Raw genomic sequence first — 25,951 nt, 5'->3', positions numbered from 1 at the left:
CGGCATCCCCCATGCTTAGCAGCATGCCCTCAACGTCGAGCCCCTACCGGATCATCGCGGTGTGCACTGGCAACATCTGCCGGTCCCCGATGGCGGAGCTGATGCTGGCGGAGGCCTTCGCAGCGGCAGGGCTCGCCGATGCTGCCGTCGTGGACTCCGCCGGAACCACCGCCTATGAGGCAGGACGCCCCATCGACCCCCGGGCCGCGAGGAAACTGAGGGCCCACAATCTCATCTCCGACCGGCACATCGCCCGGGAATGGCGCCCCGAGTGGTACACGGAACGAGACCTGATCCTGGCCCTGGACGTGGACCACTATGGCTGGCTCCGGGCCTCGGCCCCCGACCGGGAGACCGGGGAGAAAATCCGAATGCTGCGCAGTTTTGATCCCGCCCTCGAATCGAAGGACCCCCTGGACCAAGGCATCGAAGACCCCTGGTACGGGGATCACAGCGACTTTGAGTCGGTGTGGGACCAGGTCCAGGCGGCCGTGCCCGGCATCGTGCAGTTTGTCCGTGCGGCGATCGCAGAAGAACAGGCCCTACTCGAGGTTCAGAACAGCCAGCAGGTACGCTCTATTTCATGACCCCCGCACCTGTGATCATCGCCATTGATGGGCGGTCGGGCGCAGGCAAAACCACGCTGGCCATTGAACTCGCGGCACGGCTGCGGAACCACCACAAAGTCGCGCTGTTCCATCTTGAGGACATCTACCCCGGCTGGAACGGGCTCGCCGCGGGCGTTGAACGCTACGTCACCACCGTGCTGTCGCCGCTGCGGCGGGGAGAACCGGCAACGTGGGTCAGTTGGGACTGGGAAAGGCATTACGACGGCGATGCCCGGGTCACGCTGCCCGCCGAGATTGTCATCGTGGAGGGGGTGGGGGCTGCCGCGGCGGCGGCCAGGCCCCTGCTGGACGCAGTCATCTGGGCTGATTCGCCGGACCACGAACGCCGCACCCGCGCCCTGGAACGCGACGGCCAAACGTACGAGCCGTACTGGGAACAGTGGGCCGCACAGGAATCGGAGCTCCTCGCCTCGGACAACGTGCGGGACCACGCAGACATCCGGGTCCTCAACCTGGCCGACGACACCGCCCCGGCAGACGTCCTGCAGGCGCTCACCTACCTTCCGGCCCTCGCCACCGCGCTGGTCCCCGAACTCTCGGCGCGCCGGGGTCTCCGGCTCCTGGCCGAGCGCATCGAGGCCAGGCCGGACGCGGCGGCCCTCTTCCAGTCCATGTACGGGACATCTGCGAATGCCGTCTGGCTCGATTCCTCGCTGGTCCCGCCCACCCCAGAAGACTGGCTGAGCGTCAGGACGCCCGCCGCGGAGCGCAGCCGGTTCAGCATTCTGGCGGACGACGGCGGCACGTTCGGGCAGTCGGCACGGCACACTTCGGGGACCAACCGGATCACCGCAGGGTCTGCCACCGCCGAAGTGCCCGGCCAGTTCTTCCGGTGGCTGGAGACCGTGTGGGGCCGGAAAGCGGTCCGCGGCCCCGAGGGCTATCCCTGTGATTTCACCCTGGGCTGGCTTGGCTGCCTGGGCTACGAACTCAAGCGTGAAACCGGCGGCTCCGACGTCCCGGCAGATACCCCGGACGCGGCGTTGATTTTCGCCGGGCGGGCCGTGGTCCTTGACCACGCCGAGGGCGCCGCCTGGCTGCTCGCGCTCGATGCCCCCGACGCAGCAGTCTGGCTCGCCAATGCCCGCGCCTCGGTGGCCGCTGCGGCCGGCACCCCCACCAGCGCCGGCTCCCCCAGTAGCGTCGTCGGGCGGTTTCCTGCCCCAACGTTTACCAGCCGCGACACCGAGGACGCCTACAAGCGCAAGATCGCCGACGCCCAGCATGAGATCTCGGAGGGGAATTCGTACGAGGTATGCCTCACCACGGCCCTCACCGCCGAGGTGCCCGCAATTGCGCTCGACCCCTGGCCCACATACCTTGCGTTGCGCAAGAGGAACCCGGCACCGTTCGCGAGCTACCTGCGGTTCAGCGGGCTGACGGTGGCGAGCACGTCCCCGGAGCGTTTCCTGCGGATAGCGTCCGACGGCGGCATGCGCGCCGAACCGATTAAGGGCACCCGCCGCCGGGCTGCCGATCCCGAGCAAGACGCGGCGCTGCGGCACGATCTGGAGAGCTCGCTGAAGGACCGTGCCGAAAACATCATGATCGTCGACCTGCTCCGGAACGATCTCAGCCACTTCGCGGTGCCGGGTTCAGTGACCGTCAGCCGGCTGTGCGAGATCGAAAGCTACGCCACGGTCCACCAGCTCGTGAGCACCATCGACGCCCAGCTCCTTCCGGGATCGCCCCGGGCTGAAGCCGTGGCTGCGTGCTTCCCGGCCGGCTCGATGACCGGGGCGCCGAAGATCAGCACCATGGCCATCCTGGACCGGCTCGAGGAAGCTCCGCGGGGCGTCTACTCCGGCGCGATCGGGTACTTTTCACTCAACGGGGCCACGGACCTGGCGGTCGCCATCCGGACGCTGGTGATCCAGGCAGACGGCGAAGCTGGCGCCCAGGCTGCCGGCGGGACCGCTGCCGGCCTGGCCCGCACTGCAGGGGAGCCGACGGCGAAACTCAGTCTCGGCGTCGGCGGCGCCATCACGGCGGATTCAGCAGCGCAGGAGGAATACGAGGAGATTCGCACCAAGGCGTTCGGCGTGCTTTCCGCGCTGGGCTCCCACTTCCCCGGCTGATCCCCCGGGCTATCTACTGAACTGTTGCCGTTAGCCTGGCCACGTTGTCCACGTACCTCGCGGCCAGGGGCCGGCGCATCCAATCCTCGAGATTGAGTTCGTGCGAGATGTCACGGTACGTGTCCTCCACCGCACGCATGCTGTTCACGATCTCCGTCCCGAGCAACATCACCGACACCTCCATGTTCAGCGAGAAGGATCGCATGTCCATGTTGCTGGAGCCGAGGACGGCCACTTCGTCGTCGATGGTGAAGTGCTTGGCATGCAGCACGAAGGGCGCCTTGTAGAGGTAGATCCTCACGCCCGCCTCGAGCAGCGCCTTGTAGTACGACTGCTGAGCGTGGTGGACCAGGAACTGGTCGCCCTTTTCGGAGACAAAGAGTTCGACGTCGACGCCACGCTGCGACGCGGTGGTGATCGCATAAAGGAGTGAGTCGTCCGGCACAAAGTACGGGCTGCAGATGGAGATCCGGTGCTGGGCCGAGTAGATGAGCGTGTTGAACAGCCGGAGATTGTTTTCCGTGCTGAACCCGGGGCCGCTGGGAACCACCTGCGCCGTGACGGTGCCGGGTGAGGTCTCGGCGGGAAGCTCCAGCTGGGCCTGCAGCTGGGCTTCCAGCGACTCGTCCGTCTCGCTGAGCCAGTCGGTGGCGAAGACGACGTTGAGAGTGGGCACGATGGGGCCGCGCAGCCGGGCCATCAGTTCCACCCATTCACGCCCCACCTTGCGGTGCTTGGGGTTGTTGTAGGACGGCTCGATCAGGTTCTGCGATCCGGTGAACGCCACTTCGCCGTCAATCACCATGATCTTGCGGTGGTTCCGCAGGTCCGGCCGGCGCCACTGGCCGTGGATGGGCAGCAGCGGGAGCATCCGCCGCCACTGGATCCGGCTGGCCCTGAGGCGCTTGAGGAGCTTGCGGTAGCCCCTGACCCGAAGGGTGCCGATGTGGTCAAAGAGCACGCGGACTTCGACGCCGCGGTCGGCCGCCTCTTCCAGCGCAGTGAGCAGGTCATCCGTCACGTGGTCTGTGCTCATGATGTAGAACTCGGCGTTGATGAACCTTTTGGCTTTCCGGACGTCCTCGGTCATGGCCCTGATGGAGTCCGGGTAGCCGGGAATCAGCTCCACCGAGTTGCCGTCCACCATGGGAATCGAGCCCAGCCGGCGGTTCAGTTCGGCGGCGGACTGCACCCACTCGGGCCCAGAGTAGTCGCTTCCGACGTCGGACAGCACCGAGGTGCGTGCCCGCACCCTTTCGCTGACCAGCTGCTGCTGCTCCACTCGGCGCCGGGACAGCCGGAAGTTGCCAAAGAGCAGGAAAAGGATCAGGCCCACGGCCGGCACGAAGAAAATGCCCAGCAGCCACGCCATGGCGGTGGTGGGCCGGCGGTTGCCGGGGATGATGCCTACGGCGAGCACGCGGATGATGAAGTCGGCGGTGCCCAGCAGCAGGATCAACCAGGACGGCAAGGTTCCGGCAAGCGGAAATGGCCACAACACAGGTGAAACCTCCAGTATGTCTTGCCCTCGGAGGCATTCCGGAAGGGACGGTCCAGCACAGCCTATCGGGGACGGCCCGCACTAAGCTTGAGGCATGACTTCTCCTGCCTCCGCCACCGTGCTGGTATTCCTCGACCCGGACTATGAATACGGCCGGATTGCCGACCCCGCGCAGCCGCAGCTGATGGCCACCGACCAAGGAGCCACGCGCGGCGACGGCGTTTTCGAGTCCATGCTCGCCGTGGCAGGCCGGACCCGCAAGATCCAGGCGCATCTGGACCGCCTGGGCGGCTCTGCACGGGCCCTGGACCTTGAAATCCCCGGCCAGGAGACCTGGCGGCGGGCCATCGAGACGGGCGTCGCGGCGTTCCGTTCCGACAACCCCGCGGCGTCGCCCGAGGAGGACGAGGCCGTGGTCAAGCTCCTGGTAACGCGCGGAGCGGAGGGCGCCTCCGCCCCCACCTGCTGGGTCCAGGTGTCGGCTGTGGCCGCCGCCGGACGCCGGCAGCGCGAGGCGGGCATCGACGTCATCCTGTTGGACCGGGGCTACGACAGTGACGTCGCCGAACGCGCCCCGTGGCTGCTGCTCGGCGCCAAGACGCTCTCCTACGCCGTGAATATGGCCGCCCTGCGCCACGCCCACAAGCAGGGCGCCGACGACGTCATCTTCACATCGTCAGACGGCCGTGTGCTGGAGGGCCCGACGTCGACCGTTCTGCTGGCGCACGTCGAAACGTCCGACGACGGCGAAACGGCCAAGCGGCTCATCACACCCCAGCTGGACAGCGGCATCCTCGCCGGTACCTCCCAGGGGGCGCTGTTCGCGGCCGCCAAGGCGGCCGGCTGGGAGCTGGGCTACGGCCCGCTGGAGCCCCAGGACCTGTTTGACGCTGACGCCGTCTGGCTGATTTCCAGCATCAGGCTGCTGGCGCCGGTGAACCACATCGACGGCAAAGAGATCGGCACGCCGGCACTGCGGAAGCAGTTGACCGCCGAGCTCAACGAGCTGTTCGCCGGGATCGAGTAAACGCCCGCCGGCGGTTGTGGTGCTGGCCGGCCTGGAGGAAAATAGCGAACCATGGCCAGCACAGTGGAAATCAACGGGCACCCGACATGGGTCGAGGACCAAGGCGGGTCAGGCACACCGCTCCTGCTGCTGCACGGGGGCCTCAGCAACAGCGACGAGCTGCTCAACAGCATCGGGCCGGGCCTTTCCGAAAGCTTCCGCGTTGTCGCCTTCGACCGCCGCGGCCACGGATACACGGCCGACACCGACGCCGACTTCCACTACGCCGGCATGGCGGCCGAAACCATCGGTGTGCTGGAAAATGTCGTGGAGGGCTCGGCCCACCTGGTGGGGTGGAGCGACGGCGGGATCATCGCCCTGCTCGTCGCCTTGCAGCGGCCCGATCTGGTGCGGAAGCTCGTGGTCATCGGGGCGAACTTCCACTACGACGGCATGGTTCCCGTGGAGATGGATCCCGATTCGCCGATGGCGCAGGAACTGGGCAAGGCCTACATCGAACGCTCCCCTGACGGAGCGGGGCACCTGGCTGAGGTCGTCAACAAGAGTTTTGCGATGTTCGCTGCAGAGCCGACGCTCACGGCTGCCGACGTCGCGCAGATCAGCAGTCCGGCGCTCGTGCTGTCCGGCGACGACGACCTCGTCTCACTGTCCCATACCGTCGCCCTCTACGAAGCGCTGCCTGAGGGCCAACTGGGGGTCATACCGGGCGCATCGCACGCGCTTCCCCTCGAACAGCCGGACGCAGTCAACGCCCTGATCCTGAAGTTCCTGGGTGCCGCCGGGCCCCCGCAGACGATGTTCCCGATCCGCCGCGCGCGTCCCGCCAACGCGTAGCTTCGAGCCCGTTCCTTCCCGGACGCGTTACAGGTATGGTCTGGCACAGGAGGAGCTCACATGGACTGGATAACCCTGGTTGCCATTGGCCGTGTTGGTAGCCGGCCGCCATCCTTGCAGCCGCGGGTGACGAATAGCTGTCATGAGCAAGGCGGAGAAAAAGAACCTGCGGTACTGCGATTACTACTGCTTCATGTCGCTGGCGGACTTCACCACCTGGGTGCAGGACGACAGCGGCAATGAGCCGGACATGTCATACACGTGAGCGGTCCTCGCCGGCAGGCCCCGCCCGAGGAAAGGTGGGGCCGTGACTGAGCGGACCGAAGGCAAGCCGGTGTCCCTCTGGGTGGCGACCGCCGGAACCACCGGCTATCCGCAGCTGGTTGCCGACGTCGAGGTCGATGTTGCGGTGATCGGCGGCGGCGTGGCTGGGCTGACGGCGGCGTTGGCCCTCAAGCGTGCCGGCCAGACCGTCGCGGTCATCGAGGCGGCGCGGGTGGGCACCGGAGTCACGGGCCACACCACCGGCAAAGTCACGTCGCTGCACCGGCTCGTGTACTCCGAACTCGCTGAAAGCCACGGTAACGCCACCGCGCGCACCTACGGGCAGGCCAACCAGGCCGCGCTCGAGCACATAGCCCGCACAGTGTCGGAGGAACGCATCGACTGCGGCTTCCGGCGCGTGGCCAACTACACCTACGCAGAATCGCAGGCGGCCCTGGACCTGGTCAGGACAGAAGCCGACCTCGCTGCCGGGCTCGGCCTGCCGTCTTCCTTCACCACCGATGTTCCGTTGCCCTTTCCAGTACGGGGCGCCGTCCGCTTCGACGGCCAGGCGCAGCTCCACGCACTCAAGTACCTTCAGGGCCTCGCCGACGCGGTCGACGGCGACGGCAGCTTCGTGTTCGAGGAGACCCGGGCCGTGGGCCTCCGGGACGGCGGGCCGGCCGTGGTGGACACCGAGCAAGGTTCCGTCCGGGCAAGGGACGTCATCGTGGCCACGAATGTGCCGTTCGGGGACCGGGGATCCTTCGACGCGCGGTGTTACCCGCACCGCTCCTACATCGTCGCCAGCCGCGCCGGCGGGCCAACCCTGGATGCCACCTTCATCAGCGTTGACGAGCCGATGCGCTCCATCCTGACCGTCGACGTCGATGGCGCCAGTTACGTGCTCACCGGAGGTGAGGGGCACCGGGTGTCCGACGGCGGCGACTCCGCCCCGCGGTATGCCCGGCTGGCGTCCTTCTCCCGCGAGCGCCTCGGAGCCGGCGAGGCCGCCTACCGCTGGTCCACCCAGGACGCCATGCCCGTGGACGGGTTGCCTTACGTCGGCCCCCTGTTCCCCGACGCCAAGCACGTCCACGTGATCACCGGGCTGCGCAAATGGGGCCTGACCAACGGCACCGCCGCTGCGCTCATCCTCACGGACGCCCTCTGCGGCCGGCACAACCCCTGGGCGGCGATGTTTGACAGCAGCCGGCCCACGCCCATGACGGCGGCGGCACAATCCCGGGCGGAGGACGCCCCGCCGGACAGTGCGGCTCCCGGGCCGGCTGTCCAGCCCTACCTCGCAATCCCTGCGCCCGGAGCAGGAACGGTGGTTGACCTGGACGGAGAGCTGACAGCTGTCTATACCGACCCCGCGGGGAGGGTTCAGGCCGTCTCGGCTGTCTGCACCCACCTCGGCTGCACCGTCGGGTTCAACGCGGAGGACGTGAGCTGGGACTGCCCCTGCCACGGTTCCCGGTTCGCCATCGACGGCGCCGTCATCCAAGGCCCGGCCGCGAAGGACCTCCGCCCAAGGCCGCTGCCCTGATGCGCGTAAAGTTGCACGTGAAATGTGGGTACTGAATAAAGCAGACAAGTCGCTCACAGCCGTTGTACGCTTCTAGAACGGCCCGCCCGCCACATCCCGCAGGGATGCAGCGGAGCAGGGCCCGGTTCCGGGCTCAGCCGGAGCGAGTATCCATAAAGGAATAGCCGATGTCCAGGGATGAAACCTCCCTTCCTTCATTGACAAACTCACTACCCACCGAGGGCCGGGGGGCCCAGGCAGCCTTGCCAGGTGAAGTGGGTGAAATAACTGTGCGCTGGCAGGCCCAGGAAATTATCGACGTCCTGCTGGCGGAGTCCGATCCTGAGAGCGACTGGACCCGCAGCAAACTCCGCGAGCTGGTGGCGGCGCATCCCGATCACCCCGAACGTGCGCTCCTCCAGCACCTCACTGCGACCACAGCGATCACCAACAGCGAGGATGAAGGGGCCGAAGTTGTGCCAATCCGGGCAGCCGAGCCTGTCCCGGTTCCATTCACGCGGCGCAGCAGGAACCGGATCGAAGCCGTCCTTGGCGACAAGATGCTCATGACGGCCTTCCAGCCGATCCGCAGCCTTCCGGCCGGGAACGTGATCGGCGTCGAGGCCCTCACCCGGTTCGTCAGCGATGACGGCGCCAGCGCCGACCACTGGTTCACCGAGGCAGAATCCGTTGGTCTTGGTACCGATCTCGAAATCGCCGCCCTGCTCCGGGCACTCACCGCAGCCCAGACGGTCCCCGCGCACCTCTTCATCGCGCTGAACCTCACGCCGGCCACGTGCATGGATCCCCGGATCCAGGGTTTGCTGGAGCATTCCCAGCTGGCCCTCGACCGGATCGTCATCGAGCTGAACGGCGCAGTCCCCCGAGACCAGTACCAGTCGCTGACCGCAGCCCTGGCACCGCTCCGCCGCCGCGGACTGCAGATTGCCGTGGACGGCGCCGGCGCCGGATTCACCTCCATGGACCAGGTCCTGGAACTCCACCCCGATATCATCAAGCTGGACCGCGGGTTCATCGCGGACATCGATCGCTCGGAGGGACAGCGGACCCGAGTCGCCGCCATGGCCGAACTCGCCAGTCACATCGGTGCCGCCTTCGCGGTACAGGGCGTCGAAACCCTGGCCGAACTCGCTGCGGTCACCGAGCTCGGCATCGTTGCGGCGCAGGGTTATCTCCTGGGCCGGCCGTCGGTGCACCCGCTGGACTGGAACGCCTGGACAGAGTCTGAACGCGAGTCCGCCGCGAGCGGCCCCGCTTCCTGACAAAGGGCCCCGCTTCCTGATGCAAGCAGATGCGGGCCGGGGAACTACTCCTCTGCCAGGTCCGCGGCCAGATGGATGTGGTTGTCCGCCAGCCACACAGGATTAAAGGCCTTGCTCAGGTAATTGCTGCCGGTGTCCGGAGCTATCGCCACCACCACTGACCCGCGCGGCGCCGCCCGCGCCACGCGGAGTGCTGCGGCCACGGTCAGCCCCGAGGACGGTCCCAGGGACAGGCCCTCCTCATTGAGCAGCCGGTGCAGCGTGGTGTACACCTCGTCGTTCGGGATCCGGAGAAACCGGTCCAGGAGGCCGCGGTCAAAGACCTTCGGCCAGTCGGGCCTGGGCCAGGAGTTGCCCACGCCGTCCACCAGGATCTGTCCGGGGTGACCGCCGCTGTAGACCGAGCCGTACGGATCGGCGCCGATCACCTCCACGTGGCCGGCGGACTTCTCTTTCAGGTACCGGCCGTTCCCCGTGATGGTGCCCCCGGTGCCGACCCCCGCCACGAAGTGCGTGATCCTTCCAGCCGTCTGCTCCCAGATTTCCGGGGCCGTCCCGTCGTAGTGCGCCCGCGGGTTGGCTGGATTGTCGAACTGCAGCGGCCGCCACGCGCCCGGGGTTTCGGCGGTGATGCGGGCAGCAACCGCCCTCGCATTTGCCGGCGAATCCGACGGGGCGCTCCAGTCCGTGAACAGGACCTGTGCACCATAGCGCCGCAGCGCCTCAAGTTTTTCCGTGGAGATGGACTCGCCTGTCACCACCACCACTGGATGCCCGGTGAGGGCTCCGATCAGGGCCAGCCCGATCCCGGTGTTCCCTGACGTGCTCTCCACAATCGTGCCGCCGGGCTGCAGCTCGCCGCTGCGCTCGGCCGCGCGGACCATGCTCAGGGCCGTCCGGTCCTTGATGGACCCGCCCGGGTTCTCCGATTCCAGCTTGGCGAAAACCGTGCTGCCAAGGCCCCGGCTCAGCACGGGCAGGGGCACCAGCGGCGTGTTGCCCACCTTCGCCAGCACGGACCCGGCGTCTGCCCCCAGATCCACGACTGGCGCCGCATGCCGTGGCGGCTCGTGCCTGCCTGTCATGGTGCTCATGTTTCTCCTCCCGACCCGTCCACGTCACCCGGCGGCGGGAGTCGCAGCTCCGGGAGCACCGCCAGCAGTTCCCCCAGTTCGTCCCGTCCCCGCTCCACTAGGGCTGCCGCCGGCAGCTGCTCGGCCAGCAGCTTTGATAAAAGGACGACGACGACGCCGGTCCCCTTGCCGAGCGGCCGCACCTCATCCGCGGACTCGCTCCCGCGGGTGTGCGCTGACTGCGCTTCCGCCAGCAGATAGGCGGCCGTCAGCGCCTCGATCGTGAGGAGTCTGCCGGCGACCTCCACCGAGCGCTCCAGCTGCTGGAGCGCCAGCGGGGCCAGCGTCGAGTGGTCCTCCACATCGGCGGACAGCGTGGGGGCGCCCAGTGTTGCAGGCGCCGCGAGGAACTTCAGTTCGGCCGCCATCCCCGCGGCCGAATACCAGAGCAGGCCCGGCAGTTCCTCGGACGCCAGGGCCGTGCCGCTGCGGGCCGCCGCCAGGTTCAGCTGCCGGATGAGCCGCTGCGGCGGGTAGAGCTTGGCGATCCGCCGTTCACTGCTGATGCCCACGTGCGCCAGTCCCAGGCGCAGGGCTTCGAAGGCCAGCGCCAGCTGCATCGGCTGGAAGTTCCCGCCGGAAACCATCCGGCCGGCGACCACATCCGTCAGCGGGTTGTCGCCCCGGCCGTTGAGCTCCACCTCGAGCGCATCGGCAAGGGCGGTGATCTGGGCGCGGAAGGCTCCGTGCGTCTGCGGCGCGGCACGGAAGGACAAGGCATCCTGCACCGAGGCTTCACGCCGTGGGTCCTCCAGCCAGCCGCCGCGCACCAGCCGCCGGACATTGGCGGCCGAGATTCTTTGGCCGTCCACCGCCTTGGCCGACTGCACGGCCGGCGAAAACGGGCTGAGGTTCCCGCCGCCGTCGTACCTTGCGGTTGCCTCCAGCGACAGGGCCAGAGCGGTATCCGCGAGGTCGGCAAACCGCAGGAGCCGGCCGAGCTCGAGCGCGCCGGCGCCGATTGAGTAGGAGTTGGCGCTGACCAGCGCCAGTGCCTCGCCAGGGGCCAGGACCAGCGGCTCAAGGCCGGCCTCGGCGAGCGCAGCGGCACCGGCCACCAGACTGCCGTCGGGGGCCAGCGCCTGCCCCTCGCCGATGGCGACGGCGGCCACCGCGGCCAGCTGCGTCAGGTCAGAGGAGCCCACGGAACCGTCGCGTGGAACGGCAGGAACCACTCCCCGGTTGAGCAGTTCGGCATAGAATCTGGCTATTTCGGGGCGGACGCCCGAGCCGCCGCGGGTGAAACCGACGAGCCTCGCGAGCATGACGGCGCGCACTTCATCCGGCGCGAGCAGCGCCCCCACGCCGCTGTGGTGGTAGCGGACCACCTGAACCTGGTAGGCAAGGATGGACTCCTCCTCCACAGCCGTGTCCCGGCCCGATCCCAGCAGCGTATTGAGCCCATAGACCCTGTGGCCGGAATCGATGGCAGCCTGGACCACGTCGCGGGACAGCCCCATGAGCTCCGTTGCTTCCGCACTCAGGACGACTTCCACTGACGGATCAGCGGCGGCCTGCGCGACGTCGGCGGCGCGGAGGTGCGCCGTTCCGATCAGGAAGCTGCCCCTCCGGACTCCCGGCAAAAGGCCCCCGGACGCTCTGACTCCGGCCATGGCACTAAAAATCCAGCAGGTTCCGGCGGAACCCGCCGTCACCGTAGCTCGTCCGCAGCAGTCCCCGGCGCCGGAGCACCGGCGCGAGTTTGTCCAGCACCCCGTGGACAGTGGCCGGGTCAACGAAGCCGGAGAAGAGGAAGCCGTCCCCGCCCACCGCGGCGCCCGTTTCCTCAAGGTGGTCCGCGATTTCCTCGGCTGTGCCGACGATGCTGTCCCCCGCGCCGCCGCTCCGGGCCTGCAGGACTTCACGGAGGGTCGAGCCCGGCGGGGCAGCCTTGGAGAAGTGCTCCAGCGTTCCCTGGTTGCTGTTGGTGGTGAGGTCCGGCAAGGGCTCGTCCAGGTCGAACTGTTTGAAGTCGATGACGGACAGGTATGAGATCGAGTTGAGCTGGCTGTCGATGTCCCGCTGCGTGAGTTCCTTCCGCGCGGCACGCAAGTCCTCCGCCTCTGCTTTGGAGCCCACCACAGTGGGTTTGAGCACGAACAGCACCTTGACGTCGTCCGGGTTCCGGCCGGCGGCGGCCGCCTCGGAGCGGATGGAGTCGCGGTACGCCTTCATGCCGTCGGCTCCGCGGGCCAGCGCAATGGCGACGTCGGCATTGCCACCGGCGAACGCCTTGCCGCGCGGGGAAGCCCCGGCCTGCACCAGCACGGGCTCCTCCGGCAGGGGTGCCGTGTTCAGCGGACCCCGGACCTTGAAGAACTCGCCGGCGTGGTGGATGGGCCGGACCTTGGTGTGGTCAGCGAAGACGCCGCCCTGGGCGTCCTCCACGATGGCGTCCCCGTCCCAGCTCCGCCAAAGCTTCCGGACCACGTCCACGAACTCCTCGGCCTTCTCGTAGCGGAGGTCGTGCTCGATCTGCTGGTCCAGGCCGTAGTTCTGGGCGGCGAGGTCGCTGCCGGACGTCACCACGTTCCAGCCCAGCTGCCCGCTGGAGAAGTGCTGGAGCGTGGCCAGCAGCCGGGCCGCGGTGAACGGCGGATAGAACGAGGCACTGACAGTCGGCACGATCCCCAGGTGCTCGGTGGCGGACAGCAGGTACGGCACGAGGGCCAGCGGATCGTGCTTCGGCGCGAAGGATGCCTGCGCCAGGCTCACCTCCGCGCTGCCGCCGTAGGTGTCCGGGACGGTGAGGGAGTCCTCGATGATGAACAGGTCAAGGCCCGCCCGCTCGAACTCCCGCACGGCATGCTGGTACAGCGAGGGCTTCTTCCAGTCGTAGCCGATGCCGTAGCCCGGCGTCCCCCAGCCCTGCACACCAAAGCCGTGGCCCACAAACCATCCAAAATGCAGCATGGGACTGACTGTATTGGCGTTCGACGCGTTCACTGTTGCCTGGTTTCATCCGGCGTTACGGTGGTTCATCTCCCGTCATTATCCCCCCGGCCAGCGGCTTTGTAACCGAAGCAACCGGCGTCGAGCGTTACGGAACATGACGACGGCGGCGGTGCCAGCCGCCGTCGTCGGTGTTACGTTTTTGGGGAGTAATGAGAACCGGCGCCAAGCCCTGACTGGCCGGTCGGCAACCCTCCCTTTCGCGGCGGGGTGCCTCAGGTGAATACTCGGCATATCGACCACTTCGAGCTGCAAGCGTGAGAGAAGGAGATCCGTCATGTCGGACGCCCCCGCCGGCGACACCCTGCCGTCCCAGCAGGACAAACCTGAGAAAAAGCTGTCCTACCGCCTCATCACGGGGCCGGACAACCGCGACTTCTGTGAACGCATCTCCGCTGCCCTGGCGGAGGGGTATGTGCTGCACGGCAGCCCCGCAGCCGCCTTCAACGGCAGGGACGTGATCGTGGCGCAGGCCGTGATCCTGCCCGCCGCCATCGCCACGGCCGACGCAGCGGTGGCCACCGCCGTGGACCGGCTGGACTCGGACGATGACCTCAACGCCGAAGCATTCGAGGGCCACGCATGAGCTACGCGGGAGACCTCACGCCGCAGGAGGCATGGGCCAAACTCGAAGACGGCGCCATCCTGGTGGACGTCCGCACCGAGGGCGAATGGGCCCACATCGGCATCCCGGAAACCGCAACCGCAAACGATCAGCGGAATGACCCGCTGTTCATCCAGTGGACCTTCCCGGGCGGCATCCCCAACCCTGCATTCATCGAGCAGCTGAAGCAGCAGGCTCCGGCGGACACCTCCACGGAGCTCGTTTTCCTCTGCCGGTCCGGCCAGCGCTCCATCGCGGCCGCCGTCGCAGCGACCCAGGCGGGCTTCACCTCGTATAACGTCCTCGAAGGCTTTGAAGGCGAACCGGACCGTTACGGCGAGCGCACCGTCAACGGCTGGAAGAACCGCGGCCTCCCAACGAACCTGGGAAAGAACTAAGTGACCTTCAATCAAGATGCCGCCGGCTGGAGCCCCGAAACCCAGGCCGTCCGCGGCGGGCTGGACCGCACCAACTTCCAGGAAACCACCGAACCCATCTTCCTGACCTCGGGCTTCGTGTACGAGTCCGCTGCCGCGGCCGAGCGGGCCTTCACAGGCGAGGACGAACGCTTCGTCTACTCCCGCTACGGCAACCCGTCCGTGGCCACCTTCCAGGAACGCCTCCGCCTGCTCGAGGGCACCGAGGCGTGCTTTGCGACGGCGTCCGGCATGTCGGCGGTATTCACCGCCCTGGGTGCCCTGCTGGGTGCCGGGGACCGTGTGGTGGCCGCCCGCTCGCTGTTCGGCTCCTGCTTTGTGATCCTGAACGAAATCCTGCCGCGCTGGGGCGTGGAGACGGTCTTCGTGGACGGACCGGACCTTGAGCAGTGGCGCGCTGCCCTTTCGGAGCCCACCGCCGCCGTCTTCTTCGAGTCGCCGTCCAACCCGATGCAGGAGATCGTAGACATCGCCGCCGTCAGCGGACTGGCCCATGCGGCCGGCGCCACCGTCGTGGTCGACAACGTCTTTGCCACACCCCTGCTGCAGCGCTGCGGCGACCTCGGCGCGGACGTGATCGTCTACTCCGGCACCAAGCACATCGACGGCCAGGGCCGCGTGCTGGGCGGCGCCATCCTCGGCACCAAGGAATTCATCGACGGGCCGGTCAAACAGCTCATGCGCCACACCGGGCCCGCACTCTCCGCGTTCAACGCCTGGGTGCTCACGAAGGGCCTGGAGACCATGGCGCTGCGCGTAAACCACTCCTCGGCCACCGCACTGCGCCTGGCCGAATGGCTTGAAGAACATCCCGCCGTCAGCTGGGTCAAGTACCCGCTGCTGAAGTCCCACCCGCAGTACGAGCTGGCCGCAAAGCAGATGAAGGCCGGCGGCACCGTGCTCACACTGGAACTCGCGACGTCGGGCGGCCGGTCCGGCAAGGAAGCCGCCTTCGCGCTGCTGGACGCGCTGAAGATCATCGACATCTCCAACAACCTGGGCGACGCCAAGTCCCTCATCACCCACCCGGCCACCACGACGCACCGCGCCATGGGCCCGGAAGGCCGTGCAGCCATCGGGCTCAGCGACGGTGTGGTGCGGCTGTCGGTGGGCCTGGAGGATCCGGAAGACCTGATCGCGGACCTGGAGCAGGCGCTCAAGCAGATCTGAGTGAGTTTGCAGCCCTGAAGCCTACTGCTGGTAGGTGATGTAGGCCTCGTACTGCACCCGCCACTTCTCCGGGTTCTTGGGATCAGGAATGGTGGTGGTGAGGAACTGAACGCTTGTCACCTGGCCCTTGAGGTACTTCAGCCATTGGGTGACTTCGTGCGCCACGTCCCGGTCGAGCTGGGCTACGTGGTGGACTTGCATAGCCATGGGAGCCTCCTTGATTGGTGGGCTGACTTTACTACCGGCCGCCACCACACAGCCACCCCTCACACACGTCTATGGGCGGTGGCGGACAACTCACGTCTTCCGCAGGCACTGGCTTGCGGGTATGACAGGTATAGGCGTTCCGGACACGAGGGCGCCTTTGAGCCGGCGAAAGGTGATTTGCGATGACCGAACATCAGGGACTGGCCCCGGCGCCGATGACCGCAGCACAGGCCGGCGTCATCGGGAGCCTGGCCGCTCAACTGCGGGTGGACTCCATCCGGTGCAGCACACAGGCCGGGTCCGGCCATCCCACCTCATCATTGTCGGCTGCGGATCTCATGGCCGTCCTGCTCGAGCGGCACCTCCGCTATGACTGGGACCAGCCATCGCTGCCTGCCAATGACCACCTCATTTTTTCCAAGGGCCACGCCTCCCCGCTGCTGTACTCCATGTACCGGGCGGTGGGCGTGGTCGATGAGGACGAACTGATCAATACCTACCGGCAGTTCGGCGGCCGCCTGCAAGGCCACCCCACACCGGTCCTGCCCTGGGTTGATGTGGCCACCGGATCATTGGGCCAGGGCCTGCCGGCCGCGGTGGGCGTGGCACTGGCCGGACGGTACCTGGACCGGCTCCGGTACCAGACGTGGGTGCTGTGCGGGGACAGCGAACTGGCCGAAGGGTCCATGTGGGAGGCCCTGGACAAGGCCGCCTACTACAAGCTCGGCAACCTCACAGCCGTCGTGGACGTCAACCGCCTGGGCCAGGACGGGCCCACGGAACTCCAATGGGACATGGACCGGTACGCCCGGCGCGTGGAAGCCTTCGGGGCCGACGCCCTCGTCATCGACGGCCACGATCTTGCCGCGATCGACGACGCACTCACCCGCGCGCGCTCCAATCCCGACCAGCCGACCGTCATTCTGGCGAAAACCATTAAGGGCAAAGGCGTGCCCGAAATCGAAGACCAGAACGGCTGGCACGGCAAAGCCCTTCCGAAGGACATGGCCGAACGCGCCGTGGCAGCCCTCGGCGGGCCCGGCAGCCTGCGGATAACCACGGCTCTGCCCGAACCGGGCACACCCGCCATCACCGCCAACCCCCTGGCATCTGTCCGCCTGCCCCGCTGGGAGGTGGGCGACGAGGTGGCGACCCGGGCCGCCTTTGGTGCCGCTGTATCCGCGCTGGCCGCGCGTCCCGAAACCGTCGTTCTGGACGGCGAAGTGGGAAACTCGACCCACGCCGGTGAATTCGAGGACGCTGCCCGGGAACGGTACTTCGAAATGTTTATCGCCGAACAGCAGCTCATCGCCTCCGCCGTCGGGCTCTCGGTCCGCGGCTACGTGGCGTTCGCGGCCAGTTTCGCCGCGTTCCTGATATCCCGGCCCTTCGACTTCATTCGGATGGCCGGCGTCTCCCAGGCCAGCATCCGGCTGGTTGGCACCCACGCCGGCGTCGAAATCGGCCAGGACGGCCCGTCGCAAATGGCACTGGAGGACATCGCTGCCATGCGGGCCGTGCACACCTCCACCGTGCTCTACCCCGCCGACGCCCCCTCCACCGCCCAACTCGTCCAGACCATGGCGGACACCGCCGGAATCTCCTACCTTCGCGCCACCCGCGGCGCCTACCCGGTCATCTACGGGCCAGACGAAAAATTCCCGCTCGGCGGATGCAAAGTCCACCGCGCGGGCCCCAATGACGCCGTGGCGCTCATCGGTGCCGGGGTCACGCTGCACGAATGCCTCATGGCGGCGGGGCAACTGGCCGAAGCCGGGATCAAAGCCCGCGTCATCGACCTCTACTCCATCAAACCCATCGACGCGGAGACCCTGCGCCGGACCTGCCTCGAGACCGGCGGCCGGATCGTCGTCGCAGAAGACCACTACCCCGAAGGCGGCATCGGATCCGCCGTGCTCGAAGCCCTCGCCGGCACAGACACCCCCGAACTCCACACCGTCCTGCTTGCCGTCAGGTCACTGCCCACGTCCGGCAAACCCCAGGAATTGCTCGACGCCGCCGGCATCTCCGCCCGCCACATCACCGCAGCCGCCCGCAGCCTTGTAGGAGCCTGAAGCGACACATTTCAGGCGACGTAACAAGACCCGTCACAGTTTTACTTAGGTAAGGCTTGGCTAATATCATCGTCCGGGTGACCATGCAGCTAGATTTCGCGCGGGCGTCCTTTGCCGCGGATCTTGCGAGCCACGGGGACAGGCCCGCCATCCTCACCGACGGACAAGCCCTGACCTATCGGGACCTGGCGGACCGCGTCGATGCCCTTGCCCTCCGGCTCGGCACCGAGCGGCGCCTCGTGGCGCTGGCCGCCGCCAACGACCTCGACTCGCTCGTCGCCTACCTGGCGGCGCTGACCTCCGGCCATCCGCTGATCCTTCTTCCGGAGGACAAACCGGCTGCCCTGGAGTCCCTCGTGGCGGCCTACGATCCCGACGTCATCCTGAGGTCCGCGAACGGGCAGACCGTCCTGGAGGAACGCCGGCCCGGGACGCGGCACCAACTGCATCCGGATCTTGCCCTCCTGCTCAGCACGTCAGGCTCCACCGGCTCCCCCAAGCTCGTCCGGCTCTCACACCAGAATCTGCAGTCCAACGCCGAGTCCATTGCCGACTACCTCGGCATCGGTCCGCACGACCGCGCGGCAACAACGCTGCCCATGTCGTACTGCTACGGGCTGTCCGTGATCAACAGCCACCTGCTCCGCGGCGCCGGCCTGGTGCTCACTGACCTCTCCGTCGTTGACCCGTGCTTCTGGGACCTGTTCCGAAGCCAGGCGGCGACGTCCTTCGCGGCCGTTCCCTACACCTTTGAACTTTTGGAACGGGTAGGGTTCGCGGACATGGACCTGCCCCTCCTTCGCTACGTCACCCAGGCCGGCGGCCGCCTGGCCCCGGAGAACGTGCGCTGCTACGCGGAGCTGGGACGCCGCAACGGCTGGGATTTATTCGTGATGTACGGCCAGACGGAGGCCACCGCCAGGATGTCCTACCTGCCCGCGGAACTCGCCAGCACGTTTCCCGGCGCCATAGGGACCCCGGTGCCCGGCGGGAGCTTCCGCATCGATCCTGTCCCAGGGCTGGACGACGGGGAGCTCGTCTACACAGGCCCGAACGTCATGCTGGGCTATGCCGGCAGCCCGGACGATCTCGCAGCGGGCCGGACCATCCATGAGCTACGCACCGGCGACCTCGCCAGGCAGCATCCCGCCGGAGTTTACGAGGTGGTGGGCCGGCGCAGCCGGTTCGTCAAGATCGTGGGACTGCGCGTGGACCTCGGTCAGGTGGAACGGATGCTCGCGGACCTCGGGGTGCAGGCGGCCAGTGCGGGAACGGACCAGGGACTCGTCGTCGCCGTCGAGGGCGAGCACGACCCGCGGCTGCTCAGCAAGGTCCTCGCGCAGGGTATCGGGCTGCCGCGGGCGGCCCTCGAGGTGCACGCCGTCGAACATCTCCCGCGCCTGGCCACCGGCAAGCTGGACTACCCGGCAGTTCTCGCCCTTTCCGGTTCCAAGCCGGCGGAGCCGGCATCGGGGCCCGCCGCCGCAACGGGGCCGGACAACGTCAGAAGGATTTTCGAGGACACCCTGGAGCGTGCGGACATCTCCGACAGCGACACCTTCGTCTCGCTTGGCGGCGATTCCCTGTCCTATGTGGCGGCATCCGTCAGGCTCGAGCAGGCTCTGGGGCGTCTTCCGGCGGACTGGCATCTGACGCCCGTCCGCGATCTGGAACCGCGCCGCGAGGATGTGCCAGTCCGGAAGCTGCGGCGGTTCTTCGCACCATTGGAAACCAGCATCGTCCTCAGGGCGGCCGCGATCGTCTGCATCGTCAGCACTCACGTCGGCTTGTTCAGCCTGCAAGGGACGGCCCACGTTCTCATGGCCGTGGCGGGCTACAACTTTGCGCGTTTCCAGCTCTCGGGGGAACGGCTCCCCCGCCTGCGGCGGCAGCTCAGGAGCGCGGCCAAGGTGGCGGTGCCGAGCATGGCCTTCATCGGTGCAGCGTACCTGATCACGGACAGATACAGTCCTGCCAACGTGGTGCTCCTCAACGCCATCATCGGGCCCGAGGCCGTGACCACGCGGTGGCACTTCTGGTTCATCGAGGTGCTCGTCTATCTGCTCGTCGGCATGACCGCCCTGCTCGCCATCCCGTGGGCAAGCCGTGCCGAGCGGCGCTTCCCCCTGCTCTTCCCCTTGGCATTGACCGGCGTCGGGCTTCTCACCCGCTTCGGGATTATCGACCCCGGAGTGCCACACACAGCGCCGGCACTCTGGCTCTTCGCACTGGGCTGGGCGATTGCGCGGTCCCGGAACCTGGGCCACCGCTGCGCCGTGTCGGCCATTGCAGCGCTGACTGTTCCCGGGTTCTTCGACAACGCGAACCGGGAAGCAACACTCCTCATCGGGATACTCGTGCTGGTGTGGCTGCCGGCCATTCCTGTGCCGACGGGCCTCCGCCGCCTGACGGTGGTGCTGGCCAGCGCTTCTCTGTACGCCTACTTGGTCCACTGGCTGGTCTTTCCGCCGCTGGCCGGGATCAGCCCCGCGCTGGCCGTCACCGCCTCGCTTGCCGCAGGGTTGGCCTACTGGGCCCTGTGCACGCGGGTTGCCAGCTCGGCAAACCGGTGGAAGGCACACAGGAGGACGGCCCGGTCAGCCGTGGCGGGCGCGAAGGCGTCCACGATGGGTGCTTAGCAAGCCCTTAGACTGCCTGCAGCTCCCGGGCCGCCACCGCAGAGACGAGCATGGAACCGGCAGCCACAACGGGATCGATAACGGGTATGCCCAGCCTGCGGCGCAAGACATCCGCCATGCCGATGCTCGTCAGGCCGGTGCTCGCCTCAACGATGACGTCAGCACCGGCATCCACCAGCATGTGGGCCGCAGCGAGGGAATCGAAAATACCCGTCGGCATGAGGAACCCCTCGGACGTTTCCACGCCCTCCGGCCCGTCGATCAGCAGCATGCGGTCGCCGAGGGCGTCGGAAATGGGTCCGGGAACCGAGTGCTTCAGGCCCAGCACGCCCACCCGCCCGCCGAACGTAAGCGCGGCGGCGGCAGCCGACGAGCCGGCCCCGACCACCGGAATATCCAGCAGGGCGCGCACCTCGGCCAGTCCCGGGTCCGCGGCGCAGCTGACAATCAGGGCGTCAACCTCACCCGCCATTTCGAGCGCCAGTTCCACAACCTTAGGAACGGCCAGCCGAAGCGACTCTGCGTCGTAGACGCCCGACGGCTGGGCCGGAATGCAGCGCGACGTCACCTCGAAGCCGAAAGATTCCTGCAGCAGCTTTCCGTGGGAGTTGAGCAGACGCCGGTCTGACGTCGTCAAAGCCCGGATGACACCTACACGCATGGTCATGCCTTCCCCGAGTGGATCTTGTGCTTCCACCCTAGCCAGACAATATTTCGTGCGGTTTGCCGGGAAATGACCATCGGAAACCTCCCCGCCACTCAGCGCATGTCCGGGGCGCGCTTCAGATAGGAGGTCAGGACTGGCGGACCCGCAGCAGCTCCGGCACGGGCTCTGCTTCCGCGTCGGCATAGCCGACCGTCCCCCGCAGCGTGGCCCGCACGGCGTGCGCGACGACGGCGCCCAGCCCGCCGTCGTCGGGCGCGGCTTTCTCCATCACAGTCTCCCGGACGCAGCGCTGTTCTGCAGCGCCGGTGCCGCGGGAGAGGATCTCCTCGACCCCTTGCCGCACCAGGTCGATTTCGCCGTTCTCGGTGAGCACCGGTTCCAGGAAATCCACGAGCGAGCGCACCACCTCCGCGGCGGGCGCGGGCCGGAAGCTGCCGAAGTCCAGCAGCTCGCCGCGGAGGCCGAAATTACTGGCCTGCCACGCCGCCATGCGCAGCAGCACCGTGGGAACCGGGGCCGGCTCCACGCCTTGGTGCCATTCCCTGCTGGCGGACTCCACCAGCGCCCGGACCAGGACGGCGATCAGTGCGGCGTCCTCGGCCCGGAGGCAGACGTCGGCCACCCTGACCTCCACCGTGGGGTGGTTCCGGGACAGCCGCGCGTCGAAGTAGACCATGCCCTCATCCAGCAGCACCCCGCTGTCCAGCAGGCGGGTCACCACCCGCCGGTACGCCGACAGGCTCCCGTAAATGGCGGTGGGGCCAGATGTCGGCCAGCGGTTCCAGGCCTGGGTACGGTAGCTCTCGAACCCGGTTTCCACGCCCTGCCAGAAGGGGGAGTTGGCGCTGAGCGCGATCAGGACGGCCAGCTTGTCCCGGATCCTGTCCAGGACCGCCACGCCTTCATCCTGGGATTCGATGAAGGTGTGGACGTGGAAGCCGCAGGTCAGCTGCTCCTGGGCGGTCAGGCCGAAGCGCTCGAGCATCCGGGCGTACCGCGGGTCCGGCGTCGTGTGGCTTGCGAGGGACAAAGGGGAGGTTGCGAGCGCCGCGACCCGTGCGCCGTGCCGCTGGGCGGCCTCATCGGCCATCGCCCGGCCCGCGCGTATCTGGCGGAGCAGTTCCTCATAATCCAGGCACGGCCGGGTCTGGGTCTCGATCTGTTCGAGCTTGAGCTCGGCACTCAAGCCCATCCCGTCGTCGCAAGCGGGTCTGGTCTGCTTCTGCAGCAGCCGCGGTTTGTCCGGGGCGTCGTCGGCCGCGAGCTTCCGGCCGGAGAGCAGCGCATCAGCGAGCGCCAATGGCTCCCCGCTGCCCGGGTCCACGATCAGCAGTTCTTCCTCGACCCCAAAAGTCCGCATGCGTACATTGTCCGTCAGACCAGCCGAAACGTCCCTGACATGACGAAAAGCGCGAACGATCACTGGGGGCCCTGCGGCAGGCTGGCCCGAGGGGCGGAAGTGTCCGCTCGCGCTCTGCGGAGGGCCTCAAGCCTCCGCTCGCGCTCTGTTGGTGCTGGGAAAACCTAGTCCTGGAAATACTCGATCTTGGCGCCGATGGTGTTGAGCCGCTCGGCCAGGTCCTCGTAGCCGCGCTCAATGACGTAGATGTTGCGCAGCTCAGACACGCCCCGCGCCGCAAGCATGGCGAGCAGCAGGCACGCCGCCGGGCGGAGGGCAGGCGGGCAGCCGATCTCCGCGGCACGCCACCGGGTGGGGCCGTTGACGTAGATCCGGTGCGGGTCCAGCAACTGCACCCGGGCCCCCAGCTTGTTCAGCTCCGTGAGGTAGATGGCGCGGTTCTCGTAGACCCAGTCGTGGATCATTGTCTGGCCCTCGGCGTTGCCGGCAATCACGGCGAAGAACGGCAGGTTGTCGATGTTCAGCCCCGGGAACGGCATCGGGTGGATCTTGTCTTCCGGCGCCCGCAGCTCAGAGGGCTTGGTGGTCACATCCACCAGCCGGGTGCGGCCGTTGCGGGCCATGTACTCTCCCGAAACTTCGAGCTTCTGGCCCATCTGCTCCAGCGTGGCCAGCTCGATTTCCATGAACTCGATGGGCACGCGGCGGATGGTCACCTCGGAATTCGTCACAATACCGGCGGTGATGAGGCTCATCGCCTCGATGGGGTCCTCGGAGGGGAAGTATTCAATGTCGACGTCGATGGACGGCTTGCCGGTGATCTTCAGCGTGGTGGTTCCGACGCCGTCGATCTCCACTCCCAGCCTCTGCAGATAGAAGCAGAGGTCCTGCACCATGTAGTTGGGGCTGGCGTTGCGGATGATGGTGGTGCCGCCCCGGTGGGCGGCGGCCATGATGGCATTTTCGGTGACGGTGTCTCCGCGCTCGGTGAGCACGAAGGAACGGTCAAGAGCGTCCGACGTCGGCGCCTGCACCGTGTAGAAGCCCGCGGTGGCCTCCACCGAAAGCCCGAACTGGCGCAGCGCCTGCATGTGCGGCTCCACTGTGCGGGTGCCAAGGTCACATCCGCCGGCGTACGGCAGCCGATACTGTGCCGTTTCGTCCAGCAGCGGGCCGAGGAGCATGATCACGCTGCGGGTGCGGCGGGCGGCCTCAACGTCCATGGACTCCAGGTCCAGCACGGCGGGCCGGCGGAGCTGGAGATCGTTGTCGTTGAGCCAGATGCATTCGACGCCGATGCTCACGAGCACCTCGACGATCCGGTTGACCTCCTCGATCCGGGCCAGCCGGCGCAGTGTGGTGGTGCCGCGGTTGATAAGGCTGGCGCAAAGCAGTGCGACGCCGGCGTTCTTACTGGTGTTGACGTCAACGGAGCCAGAGAGTGTCCGGCCGCCTTCCACGCGGAGGTGGGTCATCTGGGACTTGCCGAGCTTTACGATGCTCTGGCCGAATATCGCCTCAAGCCGCTGGATCATTTTCAGGCTCAGATTCTGCTTGCCCTGCTCCATTCGGGCGACGGCGCTTTGGCTGGTTCCGAGTTCCGCGGCGAGCTGCCCCTGGGTCCAGCCCTTCTGCCCGCGGGCGTCGCGGAGCATGAGTCCAACGTGTTCAGCAGTCTGTTGTGTCATAACAAAAAAATATCACAAATGATGTATTTTGGCGGCAAAGTCGGGCCGGTGCCCGTTGAATTCCAGAATTTACCCGCCCTGTGCGATAACGAGAGCGGGTTGGGCTACCGGCAGCAGGCAGCGAGGCGCAGGCCACCAGGTCTGGCGAGGCGGCGGACCGACACAGCCGCTGGCCTTGACCCGGGAAGCCATCGGGAGCAAGCTAACGCTACCGGTTGCGGCCAGTTAAGGGAACGGGAGGCCGCCTTGTCCATTTTCAACTCCGCGGTGTTCGGCGAGAAGCGCCCCTCCAGGCAGCAGGCCACCGCATTTCTCTCCTTCGTGGTAGCCACGGCGGTGGGCTTCGTGCCGGGCCCCCGCCTGGACGATGGCACTCCCCCGGAGTCCTCCATCATTCAGCCTACGGCCGCGGCGTCCGCCACCGCCCCGGCTGCTCCAGCCCAGCCCGCGGCCCCGTCGACTCTGGCGCAACCGTCCGCGCCCCAGCCCTCGGCAGGCGGCACCATGCTGCTCGGCAACGACGTGTCCTGGCCGCAGTGCAACAAGGCCCTGCCCAAGGACCCGGCGTTCGCAATCGTCGGCGTCAACAACGGACTGGCCAACACCACCAACCCGTGCCTGCATCAGCAATTGGACTGGGCAGATGACATCTCTTCCGATCTGACCGGACAGCCGGGCGTGGCCCTCTACATCAACACCGCCAACCCCGGCAGTGCCGGATCCTGGTGGCCCACAAGCAACAACTATGGTGGCAAGACCGTGCCGAACCCCTACGGCGAGTGCAAGGGGCAGGTGGATGTCCCGTGCGCCTACATGTACGGATATGCCAAGGCCTTCGATGACGCCTACCTCCGCAGCATCACTAATCCGGAGGACTATCTGTGGTGGCTGGATGTGGAAACGGGCAACAGCTGGTCCGGCAACAAAGACGCCAACAGGGCAGACCTTGAGGGCATGACGGACTTCTTCCACAGCATCGACGCGGACGTGGGCATCTATTCCACCGGTGTCCAGTGGGGACAGATCGTTGGCCAGGTCAGCCCCGGCAGCAACCTCTACAACCTCCCCAGCTGGCTCCCCGGCGCCCGCACGGCCAGCGGGGCCAAGGGCAACTGCTCGGCCGCGCCCCTCACCGCCGGCGGCCGGGTCATCCTCACCCAGTTCGTCTCCAAGGGCTTCGACTACGACTACTCCTGCATCTGACCCGGACGCCCAGGCACGGCGGGAGGCCTCCGGAGCCCCGGCCTGACCCGTGGTTAGGCCCTGCCCTGTAGTTAGGCCCTGCCCCGTGGTTAGGCCCTGCCCCATGGTTAGACTCGGGCCATGCGCCACACCGACACCATCCGGACCGCCACCATCGAAGACGCGGAAATCCTCGCCCAACTCCAGCTCGAGTGCTGGCGAGAGACCTACTCGGGACTGCTGTCCCCCGACTTTTTTGCCAGGCAGAGCGTGGACGAGCGGCTGGCCATGTGGCTCCGGCTACTGAACGGCGCCCACGCCGGGCGCCAATTCGTTGCAGACGTCGGCGGACGGCTGGTGGGATTTGCCGGCTCACTTCCGCCGCGCCTACTTCCGCCCGGCCCGCTTCCGCCGGCGGCAGGCTCCGCTGACGCACGTTCCGACGGCAGGGCTGAGCTCTGGGGCATCTACGTGCTGAAAGCCCACCACGGTTCCGGGCTGGGCCAACGGCTTCTTGATGCAACGCTCGGAGCCGAGCCCGCAGCCCTGTGGGTGGCCCAGGACAACCCCAGGGCCCAGGCCTTCTACCGCCGCAACGGCTTCGAGTTCAACGGAACGAAGGAAGCCATTGAAGACTGGGAAGGACTCGTCGAACTGCGGATGACAAGGTAGTCCGGCGCTGGCCAACTA

At 67.3% G+C, this 25,951-nt stretch carries 22 protein-coding genes and 1 riboswitch; of the genes, 14 read left to right on the top strand and 8 right to left on the bottom strand.

The annotated features are described in order from the left end of the window. Positions 1-23: 23 nt before the first annotated feature. Positions 24-587: a low molecular weight protein-tyrosine-phosphatase gene (locus AC1DD3_RS14330; protein ID WP_230119209.1), complete on the top strand. Its 564-nt coding sequence runs from the start codon at positions 24-26 to the stop codon at positions 585-587. Then, on the top strand, positions 584-2,707 hold the full coding sequence (locus AC1DD3_RS14325) for a chorismate-binding protein (RefSeq protein ID WP_230119208.1): 2,124 nt from the start codon (positions 584-586) through the stop codon (positions 2,705-2,707). Before AC1DD3_RS14330 ends, AC1DD3_RS14325 begins: the two co-directional genes overlap by 4 nt. Before the next feature lie 13 nt (positions 2,708-2,720). Here the strand turns inward: AC1DD3_RS14325 and cls are convergent, their stop codons facing one another. Further along, positions 2,721-4,208, bottom strand: coding sequence for a cardiolipin synthase (cls, locus tag AC1DD3_RS14320; protein WP_230119207.1), 1,488 nt, complete (start codon positions 4,206-4,208; stop codon positions 2,721-2,723). Positions 4,209-4,302: 94 nt separating this feature from the next. Here cls and AC1DD3_RS14315 point away from each other — a divergent pair, with 94 nt between their 5' ends. From AC1DD3_RS14315 to AC1DD3_RS14295, 5 genes are all read left to right on the top strand, one after another. Further along, positions 4,303-5,235, top strand: coding sequence for an aminodeoxychorismate lyase (locus tag AC1DD3_RS14315; protein ID WP_230119206.1), 933 nt, complete (start codon positions 4,303-4,305; stop codon positions 5,233-5,235). Positions 5,236-5,286: 51 nt separating this feature from the next. After that, positions 5,287-6,069 (top strand): alpha/beta fold hydrolase, encoded by a 783-nt coding sequence (locus AC1DD3_RS14310; RefSeq protein WP_230119205.1) that lies wholly within the window; start codon positions 5,287-5,289, stop codon positions 6,067-6,069. Between the two features lie 142 nt (positions 6,070-6,211). After that, a complete protein-coding gene (locus tag AC1DD3_RS14305) occupies positions 6,212-6,334 on the top strand; it encodes a hypothetical protein (RefSeq protein ID WP_290369768.1) in 123 nt (40 codons plus the stop codon). Positions 6,335-6,376: 42 nt separating this feature from the next. Continuing rightward, positions 6,377-7,885, top strand: coding sequence for an FAD-dependent oxidoreductase (locus AC1DD3_RS14300; RefSeq protein WP_230119204.1), 1,509 nt, complete (start codon positions 6,377-6,379; stop codon positions 7,883-7,885). Between the two features lie 254 nt (positions 7,886-8,139). After that, complete coding sequence (locus AC1DD3_RS14295; RefSeq protein ID WP_230119203.1) at positions 8,140-9,147, top strand: EAL domain-containing protein; 1,008 nt, start codon at positions 8,140-8,142, stop codon at positions 9,145-9,147. Between the two features lie 44 nt (positions 9,148-9,191). Here AC1DD3_RS14295 and AC1DD3_RS14290 read toward each other — a convergent pair whose 3' ends face one another. Genes AC1DD3_RS14290 through AC1DD3_RS14280 form a run of 3 tightly spaced genes read right to left on the bottom strand, consistent with a single transcriptional unit; the run spans position 9,192 to position 13,193 of the window. Next, positions 9,192-10,241 carry a PLP-dependent cysteine synthase family protein gene (locus AC1DD3_RS14290; protein WP_230119202.1) on the bottom strand — a complete coding sequence of 350 codons (1,050 nt, stop codon included), beginning with the start codon at positions 10,239-10,241 and terminating at the stop codon, positions 9,192-9,194. Next, complete coding sequence (locus tag AC1DD3_RS14285) at positions 10,238-11,893, bottom strand: aromatic amino acid ammonia-lyase (protein ID WP_230119201.1); 1,656 nt, start codon at positions 11,891-11,893, stop codon at positions 10,238-10,240. Before AC1DD3_RS14285 ends, AC1DD3_RS14290 begins: the two co-directional genes overlap by 4 nt. 4 nt (positions 11,894-11,897) lie before the next feature. After that, a complete protein-coding gene (locus AC1DD3_RS14280) occupies positions 11,898-13,193 on the bottom strand; it encodes an NtaA/DmoA family FMN-dependent monooxygenase (protein WP_476881970.1) in 1,296 nt (431 codons plus the stop codon). A 187-nt stretch (positions 13,194-13,380) separates the two neighbouring features. Beyond that, positions 13,381-13,496, top strand: a riboswitch (SAM riboswitch). 13 nt (positions 13,497-13,509) lie between these two features. Between AC1DD3_RS14280 and AC1DD3_RS14275 the strand changes: the two genes are divergently transcribed. Genes AC1DD3_RS14275 through AC1DD3_RS14265 form a run of 3 tightly spaced genes read left to right on the top strand, consistent with a single transcriptional unit; the run spans position 13,510 to position 15,443 of the window. Beyond that, positions 13,510-13,818 (top strand): DUF1737 domain-containing protein, encoded by a 309-nt coding sequence (locus tag AC1DD3_RS14275; RefSeq protein ID WP_230119199.1) that lies wholly within the window; start codon positions 13,510-13,512, stop codon positions 13,816-13,818. Further along, a complete protein-coding gene (locus tag AC1DD3_RS14270; protein ID WP_230119198.1) occupies positions 13,815-14,234 on the top strand; it encodes a rhodanese-like domain-containing protein in 420 nt (139 codons plus the stop codon). The genes AC1DD3_RS14275 and AC1DD3_RS14270 overlap by 4 nt, the downstream gene beginning before the upstream one ends. After that, on the top strand, positions 14,235-15,443 hold the full coding sequence (locus AC1DD3_RS14265) for an O-succinylhomoserine sulfhydrylase (protein WP_230119197.1): 1,209 nt from the start codon (positions 14,235-14,237) through the stop codon (positions 15,441-15,443). Positions 15,444-15,464: 21 nt separating this feature from the next. On the opposite strand, the gene AC1DD3_RS14260 is transcribed toward AC1DD3_RS14265, so the two are convergent. After that, a complete protein-coding gene (locus AC1DD3_RS14260) occupies positions 15,465-15,650 on the bottom strand; it encodes a hypothetical protein (RefSeq protein ID WP_230119196.1) in 186 nt (61 codons plus the stop codon). Between the two features lie 182 nt (positions 15,651-15,832). On the opposite strand from AC1DD3_RS14260, the gene AC1DD3_RS14255 reads away from it, so the two are divergent. Together AC1DD3_RS14255 and AC1DD3_RS14250 are read left to right on the top strand one after the other, a co-directional pair. Then, complete coding sequence (locus AC1DD3_RS14255; RefSeq protein ID WP_476881969.1) at positions 15,833-17,725, top strand: transketolase; 1,893 nt, start codon at positions 15,833-15,835, stop codon at positions 17,723-17,725. 83 nt (positions 17,726-17,808) lie between these two features. Beyond that, positions 17,809-20,364: an AMP-binding protein gene (locus AC1DD3_RS14250; protein ID WP_476882011.1), complete on the top strand. Its 2,556-nt coding sequence runs from the start codon at positions 17,809-17,811 to the stop codon at positions 20,362-20,364. 7 nt (positions 20,365-20,371) lie between these two features. Here the strand turns inward: AC1DD3_RS14250 and AC1DD3_RS14245 are convergent, their stop codons facing one another. The 3 genes from AC1DD3_RS14245 to AC1DD3_RS14235 form a co-directional block, all read right to left on the bottom strand. Further along, positions 20,372-21,031 (bottom strand): aspartate/glutamate racemase family protein, encoded by a 660-nt coding sequence (locus AC1DD3_RS14245; RefSeq protein WP_230119194.1) that lies wholly within the window; start codon positions 21,029-21,031, stop codon positions 20,372-20,374. 127 nt (positions 21,032-21,158) lie between these two features. Further along, positions 21,159-22,391, bottom strand: a complete 1,233-nt coding sequence (locus AC1DD3_RS14240) for a glutamate--cysteine ligase 2 (RefSeq protein WP_230119193.1) — start codon at positions 22,389-22,391, stop codon at positions 21,159-21,161. A 164-nt stretch (positions 22,392-22,555) separates the two neighbouring features. Next, positions 22,556-24,079, bottom strand: coding sequence for a UDP-N-acetylglucosamine 1-carboxyvinyltransferase (locus AC1DD3_RS14235; protein WP_230119192.1), 1,524 nt, complete (start codon positions 24,077-24,079; stop codon positions 22,556-22,558). Positions 24,080-24,325: 246 nt separating this feature from the next. Between AC1DD3_RS14235 and AC1DD3_RS14230 the strand changes: the two genes are divergently transcribed. Together AC1DD3_RS14230 and AC1DD3_RS14225 are read left to right on the top strand one after the other, a co-directional pair. Next, positions 24,326-25,282, top strand: a complete 957-nt coding sequence (locus AC1DD3_RS14230) for a glycoside hydrolase family 25 domain-containing protein (RefSeq protein ID WP_230119191.1) — start codon at positions 24,326-24,328, stop codon at positions 25,280-25,282. Positions 25,283-25,402: 120 nt separating this feature from the next. Continuing rightward, positions 25,403-25,933, top strand: coding sequence for a GNAT family N-acetyltransferase (locus tag AC1DD3_RS14225; protein WP_230119190.1), 531 nt, complete (start codon positions 25,403-25,405; stop codon positions 25,931-25,933). Positions 25,934-25,951: the final 18 nt, after the last annotated feature.

It is taken from the genome of Arthrobacter sp. 05T444 (assembly GCF_056395905.1).
The sequence above is the reverse complement of the archived record's forward strand: the minus strand, read 5'-3'. Positions and strand labels throughout refer to the sequence as shown.

Bases quoted from the DNA above. Each gene is read 5' to 3' on its own strand.
- AC1DD3_RS14315 (WP_230119206.1), top strand. From the start codon at position 4,303: ATGACTTCTCCTGCCTCCGCCACCGTGCTGGTATTCCTCGACCCGGAC.
- AC1DD3_RS14240 (WP_230119193.1), bottom strand. From the start codon at position 22,391: ATGCGGACTTTTGGGGTCGAGGAAGAACTGCTGATCGTGGACCCGGGC.
- AC1DD3_RS14245 (WP_230119194.1), bottom strand. From the start codon at position 21,031: ATGACCATGCGTGTAGGTGTCATCCGGGCTTTGACGACGTCAGACCGG.
- AC1DD3_RS14225 (WP_230119190.1), top strand. From the start codon at position 25,403: ATGCGCCACACCGACACCATCCGGACCGCCACCATCGAAGACGCGGAA.
- AC1DD3_RS14255 (WP_476881969.1), top strand. From the start codon at position 15,833: ATGACCGAACATCAGGGACTGGCCCCGGCGCCGATGACCGCAGCACAG.
- AC1DD3_RS14275 (WP_230119199.1), top strand. From the start codon at position 13,510: ATGTCGGACGCCCCCGCCGGCGACACCCTGCCGTCCCAGCAGGACAAA.
- AC1DD3_RS14290 (WP_230119202.1), bottom strand. From the start codon at position 10,241: ATGAGCACCATGACAGGCAGGCACGAGCCGCCACGGCATGCGGCGCCA.
- AC1DD3_RS14235 (WP_230119192.1), bottom strand. From the start codon at position 24,079: ATGACACAACAGACTGCTGAACACGTTGGACTCATGCTCCGCGACGCC.
- AC1DD3_RS14250 (WP_476882011.1), top strand. From the start codon at position 17,809: ATGCAGCTAGATTTCGCGCGGGCGTCCTTTGCCGCGGATCTTGCGAGC.
- AC1DD3_RS14325 (WP_230119208.1), top strand. From the start codon at position 584: ATGACCCCCGCACCTGTGATCATCGCCATTGATGGGCGGTCGGGCGCA.
- AC1DD3_RS14305 (WP_290369768.1), top strand. From the start codon at position 6,212: ATGAGCAAGGCGGAGAAAAAGAACCTGCGGTACTGCGATTACTACTGC.
- AC1DD3_RS14310 (WP_230119205.1), top strand. From the start codon at position 5,287: ATGGCCAGCACAGTGGAAATCAACGGGCACCCGACATGGGTCGAGGAC.
- AC1DD3_RS14285 (WP_230119201.1), bottom strand. From the start codon at position 11,893: ATGGCCGGAGTCAGAGCGTCCGGGGGCCTTTTGCCGGGAGTCCGGAGG.
- AC1DD3_RS14330 (WP_230119209.1), top strand. From the start codon at position 24: ATGCCCTCAACGTCGAGCCCCTACCGGATCATCGCGGTGTGCACTGGC.
- AC1DD3_RS14280 (WP_476881970.1), bottom strand. From the start codon at position 13,193: ATGCTGCATTTTGGATGGTTTGTGGGCCACGGCTTTGGTGTGCAGGGC.
- AC1DD3_RS14260 (WP_230119196.1), bottom strand. From the start codon at position 15,650: ATGGCTATGCAAGTCCACCACGTAGCCCAGCTCGACCGGGACGTGGCG.
- AC1DD3_RS14270 (WP_230119198.1), top strand. From the start codon at position 13,815: ATGAGCTACGCGGGAGACCTCACGCCGCAGGAGGCATGGGCCAAACTC.